The organism is Novilysobacter erysipheiresistens (assembly GCF_036663935.1).
Taxonomy (GTDB): domain Bacteria; phylum Pseudomonadota; class Gammaproteobacteria; order Xanthomonadales; family Xanthomonadaceae; genus Novilysobacter; species Novilysobacter erysipheiresistens.
Genome location: NZ_JAXGFP010000007.1, coordinates 17,259 through 33,060, shown reverse-complemented (window position 1 = coordinate 33,060; position 15,802 = coordinate 17,259). Strand labels below are relative to the sequence as shown.

Below are 15,802 nucleotides of genomic sequence, written 5' to 3'. Positions count from 1 at the left end.
TCAGGCTCCCCCCTTGCCGGCTTCGGCCTCGGTGTTCTCGGCCATTTCTTCTTCGTCGAGGTAACGATAGGTCTTGACCGTGCCGGCCAGCTCGAGCGGCGAGTTGGCGGTGATTCCGCCTTCCTTGTCGCCGCGCGGCTTCAGCGAAATGTCGTGCATGGTCATGATGACGACGCGCGGCAGCGAGGCGACGCCGCTGACGAAACCGCCGAACTGGTGGTAGGTGCCGACCATCCGCAGCGCAATAGGCTTTTCGGCGTAGAACTCCTTGGGCTGCTCCGGACCGGGCTGGAACAGCTCGTTGCTGATGCCGGTGGCGAGCGCGGTCTGCGAGATGTCGACGATCAGGTCGGGCATCTCGGTCTTGCTCGGCAGCTGCCGCAGCATTTGCTGCAGTTGCTGCTCCATCTGCGCCAACTGCTGCTTGAGCGGCTCCAGGTTGGACGCACGGCCCTGCTTGGTCTCGAACTCGCTGCGCAAATCGGCTTCGGTACGCTCCAGGCCGGCGAGTTCCTCGCGCTGGTCGCGCACGAACACCCACCACGACAGGCCCACGATCACCAGTCCGATGATCACGCACAAGCCGATCTTGGCCTGTTGCGGCCAGCCGCCGATGTTGTGGAAATCGAGTTCCCTGATGTTGACTTTCTTCTGGCTCACGACGCGGCTCCTGCAGCGGGGGCGGCGGTGGTTTCGGCAGCGGCACCTTCAGGAGCGTCGCCATCGACCGGGGCCGGGACGGACTCCTCACCTGCTTCCGCGGCCTCCGCGGGGACGTCGGCCGGCGTGGCCGCGTCGGGGGCGGCGACAGCTGGAGCGGCTGCGGCGGGATCAGCAACGTCGGCCGGAGTGGCCTCGGCTGCGACCACCGGTGCCGGATCGGGGATGCCGTCGCCGTCCAGGTCCTCGGGCGCGTTCGGGTTGGCCAGTGTGACTTGCAGCTTGAATTCGTACGGCAGGCCCTTGTCGGTACCGCGCGCCTCGATGATCGACAGCTCCGGACGGGTCATCCAGCCGGAACCTTCGAGGTTGCGCATGTACGTACTGACGCGGGCATTCGACTGCGAGCGGCCTTCCAGGGTCAGCGTCTCGCTGTCCTGCTTGATCGAGGTCAGGACCACGCCGTCGGGGATCGTGCGCACCAGCGAGTCGAACAGGTGGACCATCTGCGAACGGTTGGCCTGCAGCTTCTCGATGACTTCCTTGCGCGCGAGCAGCTTCGACTTCTTCTTGTCGAGCTCCTCGATCTCTGCGATCTGCTTGTCGACCTCGGTGATCCGCGCCTTGAGGAAGTCGTTGCGCTCGTTCTGGCCATCGATCTGGGCGTTGTAGAAACCGATGATCAGGAAAGACAGCACCACGGCGGCCAGCGCCGACAGCGCCAGCATGACCATCGCGTCCTTCTGGCGCTGCTTGCGACGCTCGGCGCGCCACGGAAGAAGGTTGATCCGTGCCATCAGTCGAAGCTCCTCAGGGCCAAGCCGCAGGCGATCATCAGCGCTGGGGCGTCCTGGGCCAGCGCATGCGCCTGCACACGCGAGCCGAGGGTCATGTGGGCCAGCGGGTTGGCGACCATGGTCGGTACCCCGAGCTGCTCCTCGACCATCTCGGCGATGCCCGAGATTGCCGCACAACCTCCAGCGATCACGATCTGGTCGACCCGGTTGAATTCGCTACCGGCGTAGAAGAACTGCAGCAGGCGGCTGACCTGCTGGACCATCGCCTCCTTGAACGGCTCCAGCACTTCGGTCTCGTAGGTATCGGGCAGGCCGCCCTGGCGCTTGGCCAGGCCCGCTTCCTCGTAGCTGAGGCTGTAGCGGCGCATGACCTCGTCGGTCAGCTGCTTGCCGCCGAACACCTGCTCGCGGCTGTACAGGCTGCGACCGTTGCGCAGCACATTGAGGGTGGTCATGGTTGCGCCGGAGTCGATCAGCGCGACCAGGCCGTCCTTCGGCGCGCTGAGCTGGTCGGCCAGCAGCGCGAAGGCGTTCTCGATCGCGAACGCCTCGACGTCCATCACCCGCGGGGTCAAGCCGCCCATTTCCAGCGCCGAGGCACGGACCTCGACGTTCTCGGCGCGCGAGGCGGCCAGCAGGATCTGCACCGACTCGTTGCTACCGGGCACCGGGCCAAGCACCTCGAAGTCGAGGTTCACTTCCTCGATCGGGTACGGCACGTAGTTGACCGCTTCCAGTTCGACCTGGGCCTCCAATTCGTCGCCCTCGAGGTCGGCAGCCATCGGGATCACCTTGGTGATCACCGCTGAACCTGCGACCGCGGCGGCGGCATGCTTGGCCCGCGTGCCCGAACGGGCCACCGCGCGCTTGATCGCCTCGCCTACGGCCTCGGGCTCGACGATGTTCTTCTCGACCACCGCGTTCGGCGGCAGCGGCTCGACCGCGTAATGCTCCACGCGATAGCGGTTGCCCGATCGTGAAAGCTGCAGGAGCTTGACCGCAGTCGAACTGATGTCCACGCCGACGAGCGCCGGCTGGCTTTTAGTAATGACACCCACTGTTATCTCCCCTTGCCCCTACGCACGACCACCGCGTTCGTACGCATTTCCCGTGGCTTTGTCTTAGATAACGGACTTTTCACAAACCCGCAACCATGGCAACCGCTATTTGCCCACCAGTGCCCGTTTCTGACGCTGGTGGTCGGATGCCCAGTCACCGGCGAGGTGCCGTTCCCCGGCTCCTCTATACTCTACCTATACGACACTCGCAATTCGGATTTAACAGATGCCCCGTTTTCGTCGCCTGCTGCGTTGGGCGTTGTTGGCCGCAGCCGGCCTCGCCGTACTCGGCGTGATCGCGCTGGGCACCGTCTATTACCTGGTCGCTCCAAAACTGCCGGATGTCGAGTCCCTGCACGATGTCGATCTGCAGGAGCCGATGTACGTCTATGCCCGCGACGGCCGGCTGATGGCGGTATTCGGCGAGACCCGGCGCTACCCGGTGCAGATCGAGGCGGTGCCGGAGCGCTTGAAGCAGGCCTTCATCGCGATCGAGGACAGCCGCTTCTACGAACACCACGGCGTCGACTACATCGGCGTCGCCCGAGCGGTGTGGCTGCTGGCCACCACCGACGACAGCCGCGTGCCGGGTGGCTCGACCATCACCCAGCAGGTCGCGCGCCAGTTCTTCCTCAGTTCCGAATACAGCTACACCCGCAAGATCGCCGAGATGATGCTGGCGTGGCGGATGGAGCGCGAACTCAGCAAGGACGAGATCTTCGAGCTGTACCTCAACAAGGGCTTCTTCGGCAATCGCTCCTACGGCGTCGCCGCCGCGGCCGAGTTCTATTACGGCAAGGACCTGGACGAACTCGCGCTCGACGAGATGGCGACGCTCGCGGGCATCCCCAAGCATCCGTCCAGCGGCAACCCGCTGAGCAATCCGGAACGCGCGCGCGTGCGCCGCGACTACATCCTGCAGCGCATGGCCGCGCTGGACTACATCAGCGACGCCGAGATGGCGCGTGCGCAGGCGGTGCCGATGCATGCCACCGCGCACGAGCCACCGATCCAGTTGTACGCCCCCTACGTGTCGGAGATGGTGCGGCGCGAGATGATCGCGCGGTTCGGCGCCGAGGCGCTGACCAAGGGTTACCACGTCACCACCACGATCGATCCGCAGATGCAGCGCGCGGCCAACCAGGCGGTGCGCGACGGCTTGGTGCTCTACGACCGCCGCCACGGCTGGCACGGGGTCGAGCAGGAATTCGATCTCGGCGCGGACGAGGATGCCGAAGCCGCCCGCAGTCGATTGCGCTCGATCCCGACCCAGACCGACATGTTGCCGGCGATCGTGCTCGGCACCGAAGACGGCGGCGCGACCCTGGTGTTGCGCAGCGGCCGCAAGATCACCTTGGGTGCCGATGACGGCTGGAACGACCGCAGCCCGGCCAGCCTGGTCAAGCGTGGCGACCTGGTGCGCGTGCGCCGCGCCACCACCGGTCCGACCGGCAAGGACGAGCCCGGCGCCACCCCGGAGTACAAACTCACCCAGATCCCGCGGGCGCAGTCGGCGCTGGTGTCGCTGGAGGCCGAGACCGGCGCCTTGCGCGCATTGTCGGGCGGCTTCAGTTTCGCCGGCAGCAAGTTCAACCGCGCCACCCAGGCGCGTCGCCAGCCGGGCTCGAGCTTCAAGCCGTTCCTGTATGCCGCCGCACTCGAGCGTGGCTTCAATCCGGCCTCGATCGTGCTCGACGCGCCGGTGGTGTTCAAGGATCGGCGCGGCCACATCTGGCGTCCGCAGAACGACGGCGGCAAGTTCTCCGGTCCGATGCGCCTGCGCGAGGCGCTGGTGCGCTCGAAGAACCTGGTGTCGGTGCGCCTGCTCGACGCGATCGGCGTCGACTACGCCCGCAAGTACATCAGCCACTTCGGCTTCGACGAGGCCAGCCTGCCGCCGAACCTGTCGATGTCGCTGGGCACCGCGTCGCTGACCCCGATCTCGGTCGCGCGTGGCTACGCCGCGTTCGCCAACGGCGGGTTCCGGGTCACGCCGTGGTTCATCAAGCAGGTCAAGGACCGCGACGGCGCGGTGGTGTTCGAAGAGAATCCGGCGACCGCGTGTCCGTATTGCGCCGGCGGCCAGCACAGCGCCGCCAGCACCACCGCCAAGACCGTGGTCGAAGGCTTCAACCTGGGACCGGTCGCCGCCGCCCCGGCGCCCGAGCCCAAGGCCAGCCAGCCCGCCGAAACGGTCGAGCCGCCGGCCGACATGAAGATCGCACCGCGCGCGATCGATGCCCGTGTCGCCTACCAGATCGTTTCGATGACCCGCGACGTGGTCCAGCGCGGCACCGGCACCAAGGCCAAGGTGCTCGGCCGCGAGGACATCGCCGGCAAGACCGGTTCGACCAACGACTATCGCGACGCCTGGTTCTCGGGTTTCGGTGGCAACCTGGTGACCACCGTCTGGGTCGGCCGCGACAACTTCGAGAGCCTCGGCCGCGGCGAGTACGGCGGCCGCGCCGCATTGCCGATCTGGATCGACTACATGCGGATCGCCCTGGAAGACCGTCCGGTCGCGGCCAACGAGCCGCCCGAAGGCATGGTCGAGGTATCGGTGGCGGCGAACGGCAGCCTGTTGCCGGCCGGCAGCGGCGGCATCAGCGAGTGGGTCAAGACCGAGGACCTGGAACGGATGCAGAGCTACGCCGCGTTCGACGACGCCGTCGACGCCGCCCGCGCCGAGGAGACATTCGACATCTTCTAGTCGTGCTAGCGTGCTCGCGAGGGTCCGGGAACCGATCCCGGACCGCCGCGGCACGCCCGGCGTTGCCGCCCTTCGCTGCGGAGGTCGCCATGCCACGCCACAAGTCATCGACACGTTCGCAGTCGAGATCGCATCCGCAGGATGGTTCAAGCCCCAGCCGCCATTCGCAGCATGCGCAGACCCGCCTCCGTGAACGTCGCCACCGCCTCGCCCACGAGGCCGCGCGGCTGATCGCCGAGGGCGGCCTGCGCGACTACCACCAGGCCAAGCTCAAGGCCGCGCAGCGGCTGGGCATCCTCGATGACGCCTCGCTGCCGCGCAACCGCGAGATCGAGGACGCGCTGCGCGAGTACCAGCGCCTGTTCCAGCCCGACAGCATCGATGCACTGCGCAGCCGCCGCGAGGCGGCCCTGCGCGCGCTGGAATTCTTCCAGCCATTCGACCCGCGGCTGGTCGGACCGGTGCTCGAAGGCACCGCCGATGCCCACAGTCCGGTCGCGCTGCAGGTCTACAGCGACGATGCCGACGCGGTCGCGCGCTTCCTGGAACAACATGGGATCCCGGCCGAGGCCGGCGGCCGCCGCTTGCGCCTGGACCGCGAGCGCAGTGGCGATTTCCCGGTGTGGCTGTTCGGAGCGGAGGGACTGGCGTTCGATATCACCGTGTTGCCGCGCATGCAGTTGCGCCAGGCCCCACTGTCGATGATCGACGAGAAGCCGATGGCGCGCGCCAGCGCGGCGCAGTTGCGACAGTTGCTGGCCGACGAGGAGATCGACGGCTACGAGGGCTGAGACAGGACAAAAAAAACGCCCCGATCGGGGCGTTTTTCTTCATCGTCCGAGGTGCCTCAGCGCTGGTCCATCCCCACATAATCGCGGTTGGCCGCACCGGTGTAGATCTGCCGCGGACGGCCGATCTTGTTCTCCGGGTCGTCCTGCTGTTCCAGCCAGTGCGCGACCCAGCCGGCGGTACGGGCGATCGCGAACATCACGGTGAACATCTCCACCGGGATGCCGAGCGCCTTGTAGATGATGCCGCTGTAGAAATCGACGTTCGGGTACAACTTGCGCTGCACGAAGTAGTCGTCCTTCAGCGCGGCCTCTTCCAGCTTCATCGCCACGTCCAGTAGCGGGTCGTTGACGCCGAGTTCGCCGAGTACCTCGTGGGCCATCTTGCGCACCAGCGCCGCGCGCGGGTCGTAGTTCTTGTAGACGCGGTGGCCGAAGCCCATCAGGCGGAAGCCCGACTCCTTGTCCTTGGCACGGTCGATCGCCGACTGCACGTTCTCCGGACGGCCGATCTCGTTGAGCATCTTCAGCACGGCTTCGTTGGCACCGCCGTGTGCCGGCCCCCACAACGCGGCGACGCCCGAAGCGACGCAGACATACGGGTTGGCACCGGTAGAGCCGACCAGGCGCACGGTCGAGGTCGAAGCGTTCTGCTCGTGGTCGGCGTGCAGGATGAACAACAGGTCCATCGCCTTGGCCGCGATCGGGTTGAGCTCCAGCGGTTCGCTCGGAACCTCGTACAGCATGTGCAGGAAGCGCGTGGTGTAGTCGAGGTTGTTGCGCGGGTAACGCAGCGGCCAGCCGATCGAATGGCGGTAGCAGGCCGCGGCGATCGTCGGCACCTTGGCGATCAGGCGGACCGCGGCCAAGCGGCGCTGTTCCGGATCGTCGAGGTCGAGGTCGTTGTGGTAGAAGCTCGCCATCGAACCGAGCATGCCGACCAGCATCGCCATCGGATGGGCGTCGTGGCGGAAGCCGCCGAGGAAGCTCTTGAACGCCTCGTGCATCATCGTGTGATGCGTCACTTCGTGCTCGAACGAGGCGAACTCGGCCTTGTTCGGCAGTTCGCCGTTGATCAGCAGCGAGGCGACCTCGAGGAAGCTGGACTTCTCGGCCAGTTGCTCGATCGGGTAGCCGCGGTACAGCAGCACGCCCTCTTCGCCGTCGATGTAGGTGATCGCCGACTTGCAGCTGGCGGTGGCGGTGAAGCCCGGGTCGTAGGTGAAGCAGCCGGTGGCCTTGGGCAGCTTGCCGATGTCGATGCACGGCGCGCCCAGGGTCGGGTGCTGCACCGGCAGTTCGACGCGGGTGTCGCCGGCGGCAAGGGTGACCTGGTCGAGGCCGGAGGTGGTGGCGGGCTTTGCAGAAGCTGACACGGAGCACTCCTCATGTCGACGTGCCGCATGTCGCATGCGGCACGGATGGGGGACAGGGATCGCGGCGAGCGCGATCCCCAATTATCGCACAACGGTTCAGGTCACCAGCGATCGGGACAGGGTGTTCCAACCGATGACGAGCCGTTCGAAAATGCCGCTTTCGGTACGGTGACGGGGCTGAAACAACGACGGCCGCCTTTCGGCAGCCGTCGTTCGAAACCCGGATACGGCGACGTCGTCGTCGCGAATTACTTGGCGTAGCGCTTGCGGAACTTGTCCACGCGACCGCCGGTATCCATGATCTTGTGCTTGCCCGTATAGAACGGGTGCGAGGCCGACGAAATGTCGATCTTGATCAACGGGTACTCGTTGCCGTCTTCCCACTTCACCGACTCCTTGCTGCCAAGGGTCGAGCGGGTCAGGAACTGGAAGTCGCTGGTCACGTCCTGGAACACGACTTCGCGGTATTCGGGATGGATGCCGGCTTTCATTGGCACTCACCAATTATGCGGAAGGAAGCTGGGCAGTATAACGGGCCGGACAAGCCCGGCGCAAGTCCGTGAACCGGCCGAATTGGTGACGGCGGGAGCCGCGCCCTACCCGGCCGCCAGCGCGGCCTCGATCAGGCCTTCAAACCGGGCCTGGTCGTAGCGCAGCAGGATCGCCGCGTTGTCGGGGTTGCCGCCTCGGCGCTGCCAGTCGACCACCGTCGCGCCGCGGCTGTGCAGGCCGGACAGCTCGATCGCCAGCGGGCGTTCGGCCACCTCCAGCGCACCGTCGGGATGCAGCGCATGGGCCATGGCCAGCGCATCGGCCGAATGCCAGCGCTCGCCGCGGCGCTCGGCGGCCCACTGCCGGGTCCTGCGCGAGATGCTCTCGTAGAACCCGGCCCGCGAACTGCCGCATTGCAGCCAGCGTTCGACATCGGCGTGACGGAAGCCGTGCTCCATCACCGCCTCCCAGTCGACCAGTTCGACCCGCGCGAACGCGTCGAACACGATGTGCGCGGCCTCGGGATCGAAACCGATGTTGAACTCGGCGACCGCACTGGTATTGCCGCGGCCGGTGACCGCGCCACCCATCACCACCAGTCGCGCGACACGCTGCGGCAGTGTCGGGTCGAGCTTGAGCGCGACCGCCAGGTTGGTCAGTGGACCGAGCGCGACCAGCAGCAGCCGGCCGGCATGCTCATGCGACAGCCGCAAGATCGCCTGCGCCGCATGCTCGGTCTCGGCGTGGCGGTCCGCCGGCGGATGGCCGACATCGCCGAAGCCGTCGCGGCCGTGGACGTAGCCGGCATCCTCGGCTGCATGCAGCAACGGCGCGGCGCAGCCGGCGAACACCGGCGGCGCGACCGCGGCGACCTCGCACAGCTTCAGGGCGTTGGCGACGGTGTGCGCCAGGCCGACATTGCCGGCGGCGATGGTCAACCCGACGATCTCGTGGCGTGGGTCGTTGAACGCCATCAGCAATGCGAGCGCATCGTCGACGCCGGGGTCGGTATCGATCAGCAACGGGATTTTGTCGGTCATCGTCCGATTATGCCGGCTGTGCCGACGGCGATCGACTCAGGCGCTGGCGTAGCGCGCGGCGGCGCCGACCCAGCGCGCGACGATCGCCTCGGCGACGTCCGGCGATTCCGTCAGCAGCCGCTCGCCCATCGCATGCACCTGCGGCAGCAGGTCGGCGTCGCGCGCGAGGTCGGCCAGGCGGAATCCGGCCAGGCCGGTCTGACGGGTGCCGAGCAGTTCGCCGGGGCCGCGCAGCTCCAGGTCCTTCTCGGCGATGAGGAAACCGTCGTTGGTGTCGCGCATGGTCTCGAGCCGCTGCCGCGCCAGCATCGACAGCGGCGAGCGATACAGCAACACGCAACTCGACGCCGCGCTGCCGCGCCCGACCCGCCCGCGCAACTGATGCAGTTGGGCGAGGCCGAGGCGCTCGGCGTTCTCGATGATCATCAGCGAGGCGTTGGGCACATCGACCCCGACCTCGATCACCGTGGTCGCGACCAGCAGGTCGATCTCGCCGGCCTTGAACGCGAACATCGCCGCCTGCTTGTCGGCCGCCTTCATCCGCCCGTGGACCAGCCCGACCCGCAGCTCCGGCAACTGCGCCGACAGCGCCTCGAACGTGCTCTGCGCAGCCTGCGCCTCGATCTTCATCGCCGCGCTGGGCTTGTCGGTCTCTTCCGGATCGTCGATCAGGGTGCAGACCCAGTACGCCTGCCGGCCCTCGGCGCAGGCCTTGCGGATGCGCTCGACCAGCTCCGGCCGGCGTTCGGCGCTGAGCGCGACGGTCTGCACCGGGGTCCGACCGGGTGGCAGTTCGTCGATCGCCGAGACATCGAGGTCGGCATAGGCCGACATCGCCAGCGTGCGCGGGATCGGGGTGGCGGTCATCACCAACTGGTGCGGCACCACCGCCGACGCACCGACACTGCCGCCGGCGCCCTTGTCGCGCAGGGCGAGGCGCTGGTGGACACCGAAACGATGCTGCTCGTCGACGATCGCCAGCGCGAGGTCGTGGAAGGCGACGCCGGCCTGCATCAGCGCGTGGGTGCCGACCACGACCTGGGCCTCGCCCGACGCGACCTGCTCGAGCACCTTCGCGCGGGCGCGGCCGGTGACCTTGCCGGCCAGCCAGGCGACGCGCACGCCGAGCGGTTCGAGCCAGCCGCGCAGGTTGGCGAGGTGCTGCTCGGCCAGCAGTTCGGTCGGCGCCATCAACGCGGCCTGACGGCCGGCGGCGGCCGCGAGCATCGTCGCCAGCGCGGCGACCACGGTCTTGCCGCTGCCGACGTCGCCCTGGACCAGCCGCAGCATCGGCGAAGGCCGCGCGAGGTCGACCAGGATCTGTTCGAACACGCGCTGTTGGGCACCGGTCAGGCGGAATGGCAGTGCCTTGCGCAGTTGGTTCGCCAGCCGGGTGTCGCGCAATGCGGGAGCTGCATGCGCCTGCTGGGCGATGCGCTGGCGGCGCAAGCTCAGATGGTGTGCCAGCAGTTCTTCCAGCGCCAACCGGCGCTGGGCCGGATGGGTGCCGGCGAGCAAGGCGCCGACGTCGGCGTCGCGCGGCGGGCGGTGCACGACCAGCAACGCCTCGCGCAACGAGGGCAGGCGCAGCGGATCGCGCAGTTCCCGTGGCAGCAGCTCCAGCGCATCCTCGGCCGGCAGCCTGTCCAGTGCAAGGCCGATCAGCCGTCGCAACGACGCCGGGCCTACGCCCTCGACCGTCGGATAGACCGGATCGAGTTGGTTACCAAGTTCGTCATCGGTGGCGTCGAGCACGCGGTAACTCGGATGCACGATCTCCAGCCCGTGCTGGCCCGGCCGTGGAGTGCCGTAGCAACGCACCCGCTCGCCGGGCTGGAACTGCGCGACCTGCGCCGCGCGGAAATGAAAGAAACGCAGCACCACGGTCGCGTGCGAGTCGTCGCTGACCGCGACGCGCAGCATCGGCCGGTAACGGAAACCGCGTTCGACCGCCTCGACCCGGCCCTCGACCTGCGCCGCCACGCCAGGTTGCAGCGCGCGGATCGAGGTCAGCCGGGTGCGGTCCTCGTATTGCCGCGGCAGTTGCAGCCACAGGTCCTGCAGGCAGACCAGGGCGCGCGCGGCGAGCTTCTCGGCGACCTTCGGACCGCAGCCCGGCAACGCGGTCAGCGGGGTGTCGCCGACCGCGGCCAGCGCGGGTGCGGGACGGGCGGCGCGTCTAGCCAATGACCATGATCGCGTCGACCTCGAACGCCGCGCCCTTGGGCAGGCCCGAGACCTCGATGGTCGAGCGCGCGGGGTATGGCGCGTCGAAATAATCGGCCATCACCGCGTTGACCGCGGCGAAGTCGCCGAGGTCGGTGACATACAGGCCAAGCCGCGCGACCTGGGCGAGCGAGCCGCCGGCGGCCTCGCACACGGCCGCGAGGTTGTCGAACGCGCGACGGGCCTGCGCGCTGATGTCGCCAATGACGAGATCGCCTGTGGCGGGGTCGAGCGGGATCTGCCCGGACAGGAACACCGTCGCGCCCATGCGTACGGCCTGCGAGTACGGGCCGATCGCGGCCGGAGCCTGTTCGGTATGGATCGGGGTACGGGACATGCGGACTCCGGCGTCGTGGGTTGAGCCCGCATTGTAGGAGCGGCTTCAGCCGCGAACCAGAACCGTCCCTGCTGCGGCGTGTCCGGTCGCGACTTACGTCGCTTCTACAAACGCTGCACGCCGACCACCACACCGAGTTTGCGCACCTTGCGCAGGACGTTGGCCAGGTGGCGGCGGCCGCCGACCTCGATCGAGAAGCGCAGCACCGCGATATGGGTGTCGCGCTCCAGGTATTCGACCCGGTCGATGTTGGACTCGGCGTCGGCGATCGCCGCGGCGACCTGCGCCAATGCACCCGGGCGGTTGTCGACCTCGATCCGCAGCGCCGCGCTGAAGTCGCCACTGACCTTGCGGTCCCAGCCGATCGCCACCCACCGATCCGGCGATTTTCGGTAGTCGGCGACGTTGGGGCAATCCATCCGGTGCACGACGATGCCCTTACCGGTGGTGTGGTAACCCATGATCTCGTCGCCGGGAATCGGCAGGCAGCAATTGGCGAAACTGATGACGCCGCGCTCGGCGCCGGTGATCAGGATCTTGTCCGGCGCCGACTGCAGACGTTCGCGCGGGCCGCGGGCGGTCGACGCGGCACTCCCGCGCACCAGCTGCGAGGCCACCTGGTTCGGCATGCGGTTGCCCAGCGCGATGTCGGCGAGCAGGGCCTCCAGCCGCGGGTAGTGGTGCTCGTGCAGATAGCTGTCCATGCGCGGCGACGGCACCCGTTCCAGCGAGCTGTCGAGCACCTCCAGCGCGCGGTCGAGCATGCGATGGCCCAGCTGCACCGCGTCCTCGTGCTCGATGTGCTTGAGCTGCTGGCGGATCGAGGTGCGGGCCTTGCCGGACACCACGAACTCCAGCCACTGCGGTTTGGGCATCGACGACTTGGCGGTGATGACTTCGACCCGCTGGCCGCTGGCCAGTCGGGTGCGCAGCGGCACCAGCTTGCCGTCGACCCGTGCCGCCACCGCCTGGTTGCCGACGTCGGTATGCACCGAATAGGCGAAATCGAGCGCGGTGGCATTGCGCGGCAGCGACAGGATGTCGCCCTTCGGGGTGAACAGGTAGACCTCGTCCGGAAACAGGTCGACCTTGACGTTCTCTAGGAACTCCAGCGACGAGCCGGTCGCGTGCTGCGACTCGACCAGCCCGGTGATCCAGCTGTGGGCACGGCTCTGGGCGCTGTTGGGGCCTTCGCCGCCATCCTTGTAGGACCAGTGCGCGGCGATGCCCTTCTCGGCGATCAGATCCATCTCCTCGGTCCGCAACTGGACCTCCACCGGCGAGCCGTACGGACCGAACAGCACCGTGTGCAACGACTGGTACCCGTTCGCCTTCGGAATCGCGATGAAGTCGCGGAAGCGCGCGTCGAGCGGCTTGTAGGTCGCGTGCACCACGCCGAGCGCGTGGTAGCAGTCGGCAACCTTGCGCAGCACCACCCGGAAACCGAACACGTCCATCACCTGGGTGAAGCTTTTGTGCTCCGCGCGCATCTTGCTGTAGATGCTCCAAGGCGACTTGACGCGGCTGATCAGGCGGTGCGGCAGCTTCTCCTTGGCCAGCTTCTGCGCCAGGTTGGCCTCGATTTGCACCAGCGCCTCGCGGCGCACCAGCGGTTGGGTGCGGATGCGCTTTTCCAGCACCGCGTGGCGCCACGGATGCAGCGCGCGGAAACCGAGGTCCTGCAGCTCGGCCTTGATCAGGTTCATGCCCAACCTTTGGGCAATGGGCGCGTAGATCTCCAGCGTCTCGCGGGCGATGCGCTGGCGCGAGGCCGCGTCCTTGGCGCCGAGCGTGCGCATGTTGTGCAGGCGGTCGGCAAGCTTGATCAGGATCACCCTCAGGTCGCGCGACATCGCCAGCAGCATCTTGCGGAAGCTCTCGGCGGCGGCTTCCTGGCGGTCGCGGAACTGCAGCTTGTCGAGCTTGGTGACGCCATCGACCAGTTCGGCCACGGTCTCGCCGAACTCGGCGGCGATGCAGGCCCGGGTCAGCGGGGTGTCCTCGATGGTGTCGTGCAGGATCGCCGCCAGCAGGGTCTCGACGTCGAGCCCCTGTTCGGCCAGGACCTGCGCGACCGCGACCGGGTGGGTGATATAGGGCTCGCCGGAGCGGCGGGTCTGGCCGGCATGGGCGGCGGCCCCGACCGCCCAGGCACGACGAAGCAACTCGCGCTGTGATTCATCCAGATAGGCGGTGGCCTGTTCCAGCTCGTGCAGGTAGCCGGGCAGCGCCGCGACGTCGACGACGGGCAGCTCGGTGCGGCTACAGACGGGCTCGGTGGGGCTCATGCAGGCAATCTACGCGCCCGGCGCGGCGTGGTGCAATGCGGCAGAAAGCACGAGCCCCGCGCTTGGCGGGGCTCGCTACGGGGACTGCGACAGCCTGGCGGCTCAGTCGTCGCCCTTTGACAGGTCGTCGTCGGCAACCACTTCGGCGGCGGCCCATTCCAGCGCCTCGCGCTCCTTGCGCTCGCGCTCGGACTTGTCGACCGCGTCGATGTACTCGGAATCGATCTGGCGGGCGGCGATCTCACGCAGGGCCAGCACGGTCGGCTTGTCGTTGGATTCGCTGTTGTCCAGCTGCGACTCGACGCCGTTGGCCAGCTGGCGGGCGCGCTTGGCGGCCATCATGACGAGTTCGAAACGGTTGTCGACCACTTGCAGGCAGTCTTCTACGGTGATGCGGGCCATGGGGCTCCTGGCGGCCGGGGCCGTCAATACGTGTGCAAAGGGGACGGGATTGTAGCGGTTGCGCCTGCTCGGAAGCAAGTAGGCGTCTTGTGAATCAATCAGTTACGGGACCGTCAATCGCCCTTGGCCAGCAGGGTCGTGATCAGCTTGCCGTGCCGCGCGACCTGGGCGTCGCGGCGCAGCCGGCTGGCGGTGAAGATCGCGCACATCTCCTCGACCGCGACCGCGAAGTGCTCGTTGACGATGACGTAGTCGAACTCCCCGTAATGCGACATCTCCTCGCGCGCGGCCGCGAGGCGCTGGGCGATCACCGCCTCGCTGTCCTGCCCGCGGGTGCGCATGCGTTGCTCCAGCGCGTCGCGCGACGGCGGCAGGATGAACACGCTGACCGCGCCCGGCACCTTGGCCCGGACTTGGCGCGCGCCCTGCCAGTCGATCTCCAGCAGCACGTCCTTGCCCGATGCCAGTTGCGGCTCGACCGACTGCCGGGCGGTGCCCTTCCAGTCGCCGTGGACGCGGGCGTGCTCGAAGAAGTCGCCGGCCTCGACCATACGCTCGAACTCGGCCGCGTCGACGAAGTGGTAATGCTCGGCATGGCGCTCGCCCGGCCGCGGCGGGCGCGAGGTGAACGAGATCGACAGCGCGATGTTGGGGTCGTGCGCGAGCACCGCGTTGACCAGGCTCGATTTGCCGGCGCCCGAGGGCGCGGCGACGATGTAGAGGGTTCCGCGCATGCTCATTCGATGTTCCGGCTACTCGATGTTCTGGATTTGTTCGCGGACCTGGTCGATCAGGACCTTCAGCTCGACCGCGGCAGCCGAGCTGCGGGCGTCGACCGACTTGGAACCCAGGGTGTTGGCCTCGCGGTTGAACTCCTGCAGCAGGAAGTCGAGCCGGCGGCCGACCGCCTCACGCAGCTTGAGCACCCGGCGCGCCTCGGTGACGTGCGAATCGAGCCGGTCGAGTTCTTCCTCGACGTCGAGCTTCTGCAACCAGATCACCAGCTCCTGCTCCAGCCGGCCCGGTTCGACCGGCTGGGCCAGGTCGGCCAGCCGCGTCTCCAGCTTGCTGCGCTGGCCGGCGCGGATCGCCGGCATGATCGCGCGCACGTCGGCGGCGATCCCGGCAATGCCGTCGATGCGCTCGTTGATAACCGCGGCCAGCTTCGAACCTTCCCGCTCGCGCGCGGCAACGAACTCGTCGAGCACCTCGTCCAGCAACGCCAGCGCTTCGGCCTGCAACGCGGCGGCGTCGGTCGCCGGCGCCTGCAGCACGCCGGGGAACTGCAGCAACTGGGTGAACTCGGTATGCAGGCCGGGGAAACGCGCCGACAGGTCGATCGCCAGGTCGCTGAGTTCGCGCAGGCGGGTCGGGTCGGCGTGCAGGCCACCACCACCCTCGGGCGAGCGCAGGCGCAGGGTCAGATCGAGCTTGCCGCGACTGATGCGGGCGGCGATGCGCTCGCGCAGCATCGGCTCCAGCGCGCGCAGGTCGTCGTGCAGGCGCACGCCGATCTCGAGGAAGCGATGGTTGACCGAGCGCAGCTCGCAGCCGAGCGTGCCCCATTCGGTGACGCGGTCGCCGCTGGCGAAGGCGGTCATGCTGCGGATCATGGCGTTTCCCGGTAG

General features: G+C 67.8%; 14 protein-coding genes. 2 read left to right on the top strand and 12 right to left on the bottom strand.

Annotated elements, in window-relative coordinates:
• From SNE34_RS12890 to SNE34_RS12880, 3 genes are read right to left on the bottom strand one after another with little or no spacing between them, the layout of a single operon-like run.
• Positions 1-660, bottom strand: coding sequence for a type IV pilus inner membrane component PilO (locus SNE34_RS12890; RefSeq protein WP_332617870.1), 660 nt, complete (start codon positions 658-660; stop codon positions 1-3).
• Entirely contained in the window at positions 657-1,457 is an 801-nt protein-coding gene (locus tag SNE34_RS12885) for a PilN domain-containing protein (RefSeq protein ID WP_332617868.1), read from the bottom strand. Before SNE34_RS12885 ends, SNE34_RS12890 begins: the two co-directional genes overlap by 4 nt.
• Positions 1,457-2,515 (bottom strand): pilus assembly protein PilM, encoded by a 1,059-nt coding sequence (locus tag SNE34_RS12880; RefSeq protein ID WP_332617866.1) that lies wholly within the window; start codon positions 2,513-2,515, stop codon positions 1,457-1,459. The genes SNE34_RS12885 and SNE34_RS12880 overlap by 1 nt, the downstream gene beginning before the upstream one ends.
• A gap of 226 nt (positions 2,516-2,741) precedes the next feature.
• Here SNE34_RS12880 and SNE34_RS12875 point away from each other — a divergent pair, with 226 nt between their 5' ends.
• Both SNE34_RS12875 and SNE34_RS12870 read left to right on the top strand, forming a co-directional pair.
• The gene (locus tag SNE34_RS12875; protein ID WP_332617863.1) at positions 2,742-5,225 is read left to right on the top strand and encodes a penicillin-binding protein 1A; all 2,484 of its coding nucleotides are present in this window, start codon (positions 2,742-2,744) and stop codon (positions 5,223-5,225) included.
• 89 nt (positions 5,226-5,314) lie between these two features.
• Positions 5,315-6,016 carry a hypothetical protein gene (locus SNE34_RS12870; protein WP_332617861.1) on the top strand — a complete coding sequence of 234 codons (702 nt, stop codon included), beginning with the start codon at positions 5,315-5,317 and terminating at the stop codon, positions 6,014-6,016.
• A gap of 56 nt (positions 6,017-6,072) precedes the next feature.
• On the opposite strand, the gene SNE34_RS12865 is transcribed toward SNE34_RS12870, so the two are convergent.
• The 9 genes from SNE34_RS12865 to SNE34_RS12825 form a co-directional block, all read right to left on the bottom strand.
• The gene (locus SNE34_RS12865; RefSeq protein WP_332617860.1) at positions 6,073-7,389 is read right to left on the bottom strand and encodes a citrate synthase; all 1,317 of its coding nucleotides are present in this window, start codon (positions 7,387-7,389) and stop codon (positions 6,073-6,075) included.
• Positions 7,390-7,637: 248 nt separating this feature from the next.
• Positions 7,638-7,880, bottom strand: coding sequence for a type B 50S ribosomal protein L31 (locus SNE34_RS12860; protein ID WP_332618202.1), 243 nt, complete (start codon positions 7,878-7,880; stop codon positions 7,638-7,640).
• Between the two features lie 105 nt (positions 7,881-7,985).
• A complete protein-coding gene (locus SNE34_RS12855; RefSeq protein WP_332617857.1) occupies positions 7,986-8,921 on the bottom strand; it encodes a nucleoside hydrolase in 936 nt (311 codons plus the stop codon).
• A 36-nt stretch (positions 8,922-8,957) separates the two neighbouring features.
• Entirely contained in the window at positions 8,958-11,108 is a 2,151-nt protein-coding gene (gene recG, locus SNE34_RS12850; protein ID WP_332617855.1) for an ATP-dependent DNA helicase RecG, read from the bottom strand.
• Complete coding sequence (locus tag SNE34_RS12845; RefSeq protein WP_332617853.1) at positions 11,101-11,484, bottom strand: RidA family protein; 384 nt, start codon at positions 11,482-11,484, stop codon at positions 11,101-11,103. Before SNE34_RS12845 ends, recG begins: the two co-directional genes overlap by 8 nt.
• A gap of 104 nt (positions 11,485-11,588) precedes the next feature.
• Entirely contained in the window at positions 11,589-13,772 is a 2,184-nt protein-coding gene (locus tag SNE34_RS12840) for a RelA/SpoT family protein (RefSeq protein WP_332617851.1), read from the bottom strand.
• Between the two features lie 102 nt (positions 13,773-13,874).
• Complete coding sequence (gene rpoZ, locus SNE34_RS12835; RefSeq protein ID WP_332617849.1) at positions 13,875-14,174, bottom strand: DNA-directed RNA polymerase subunit omega; 300 nt, start codon at positions 14,172-14,174, stop codon at positions 13,875-13,877.
• Between the two features lie 113 nt (positions 14,175-14,287).
• Complete coding sequence (gene gmk / locus SNE34_RS12830) at positions 14,288-14,908, bottom strand: guanylate kinase (RefSeq protein ID WP_332618201.1); 621 nt, start codon at positions 14,906-14,908, stop codon at positions 14,288-14,290.
• Positions 14,909-14,926: 18 nt separating this feature from the next.
• Positions 14,927-15,787, bottom strand: a complete 861-nt coding sequence (locus SNE34_RS12825; RefSeq protein WP_332617847.1) for a YicC/YloC family endoribonuclease — start codon at positions 15,785-15,787, stop codon at positions 14,927-14,929.
• Positions 15,788-15,802: the final 15 nt, after the last annotated feature.

What these genes read in the sequence shown, in the direction of transcription:
- SNE34_RS12885 (WP_332617868.1), bottom strand. Translation starts at nt 1,457, where the DNA reads ATGGCACGGATCAACCTTCTTCCGTGGCGCGCCGAGCGTCGCAAGCAG.
- SNE34_RS12875 (WP_332617863.1), top strand. Translation starts at nt 2,742, where the DNA reads ATGCCCCGTTTTCGTCGCCTGCTGCGTTGGGCGTTGTTGGCCGCAGCC.
- SNE34_RS12870 (WP_332617861.1), top strand. Translation starts at nt 5,315, where the DNA reads ATGCCACGCCACAAGTCATCGACACGTTCGCAGTCGAGATCGCATCCG.
- SNE34_RS12860 (WP_332618202.1), bottom strand. Translation starts at nt 7,880, where the DNA reads ATGAAAGCCGGCATCCATCCCGAATACCGCGAAGTCGTGTTCCAGGAC.
- SNE34_RS12855 (WP_332617857.1), bottom strand. Translation starts at nt 8,921, where the DNA reads ATGACCGACAAAATCCCGTTGCTGATCGATACCGACCCCGGCGTCGAC.
- SNE34_RS12845 (WP_332617853.1), bottom strand. Translation starts at nt 11,484, where the DNA reads ATGTCCCGTACCCCGATCCATACCGAACAGGCTCCGGCCGCGATCGGC.
- SNE34_RS12840 (WP_332617851.1), bottom strand. Translation starts at nt 13,772, where the DNA reads ATGAGCCCCACCGAGCCCGTCTGTAGCCGCACCGAGCTGCCCGTCGTC.
- rpoZ (WP_332617849.1), bottom strand. Translation starts at nt 14,174, where the DNA reads ATGGCCCGCATCACCGTAGAAGACTGCCTGCAAGTGGTCGACAACCGT.
- gmk (WP_332618201.1), bottom strand. Translation starts at nt 14,908, where the DNA reads ATGCGCGGAACCCTCTACATCGTCGCCGCGCCCTCGGGCGCCGGCAAA.
- SNE34_RS12825 (WP_332617847.1), bottom strand. Translation starts at nt 15,787, where the DNA reads ATGATCCGCAGCATGACCGCCTTCGCCAGCGGCGACCGCGTCACCGAA.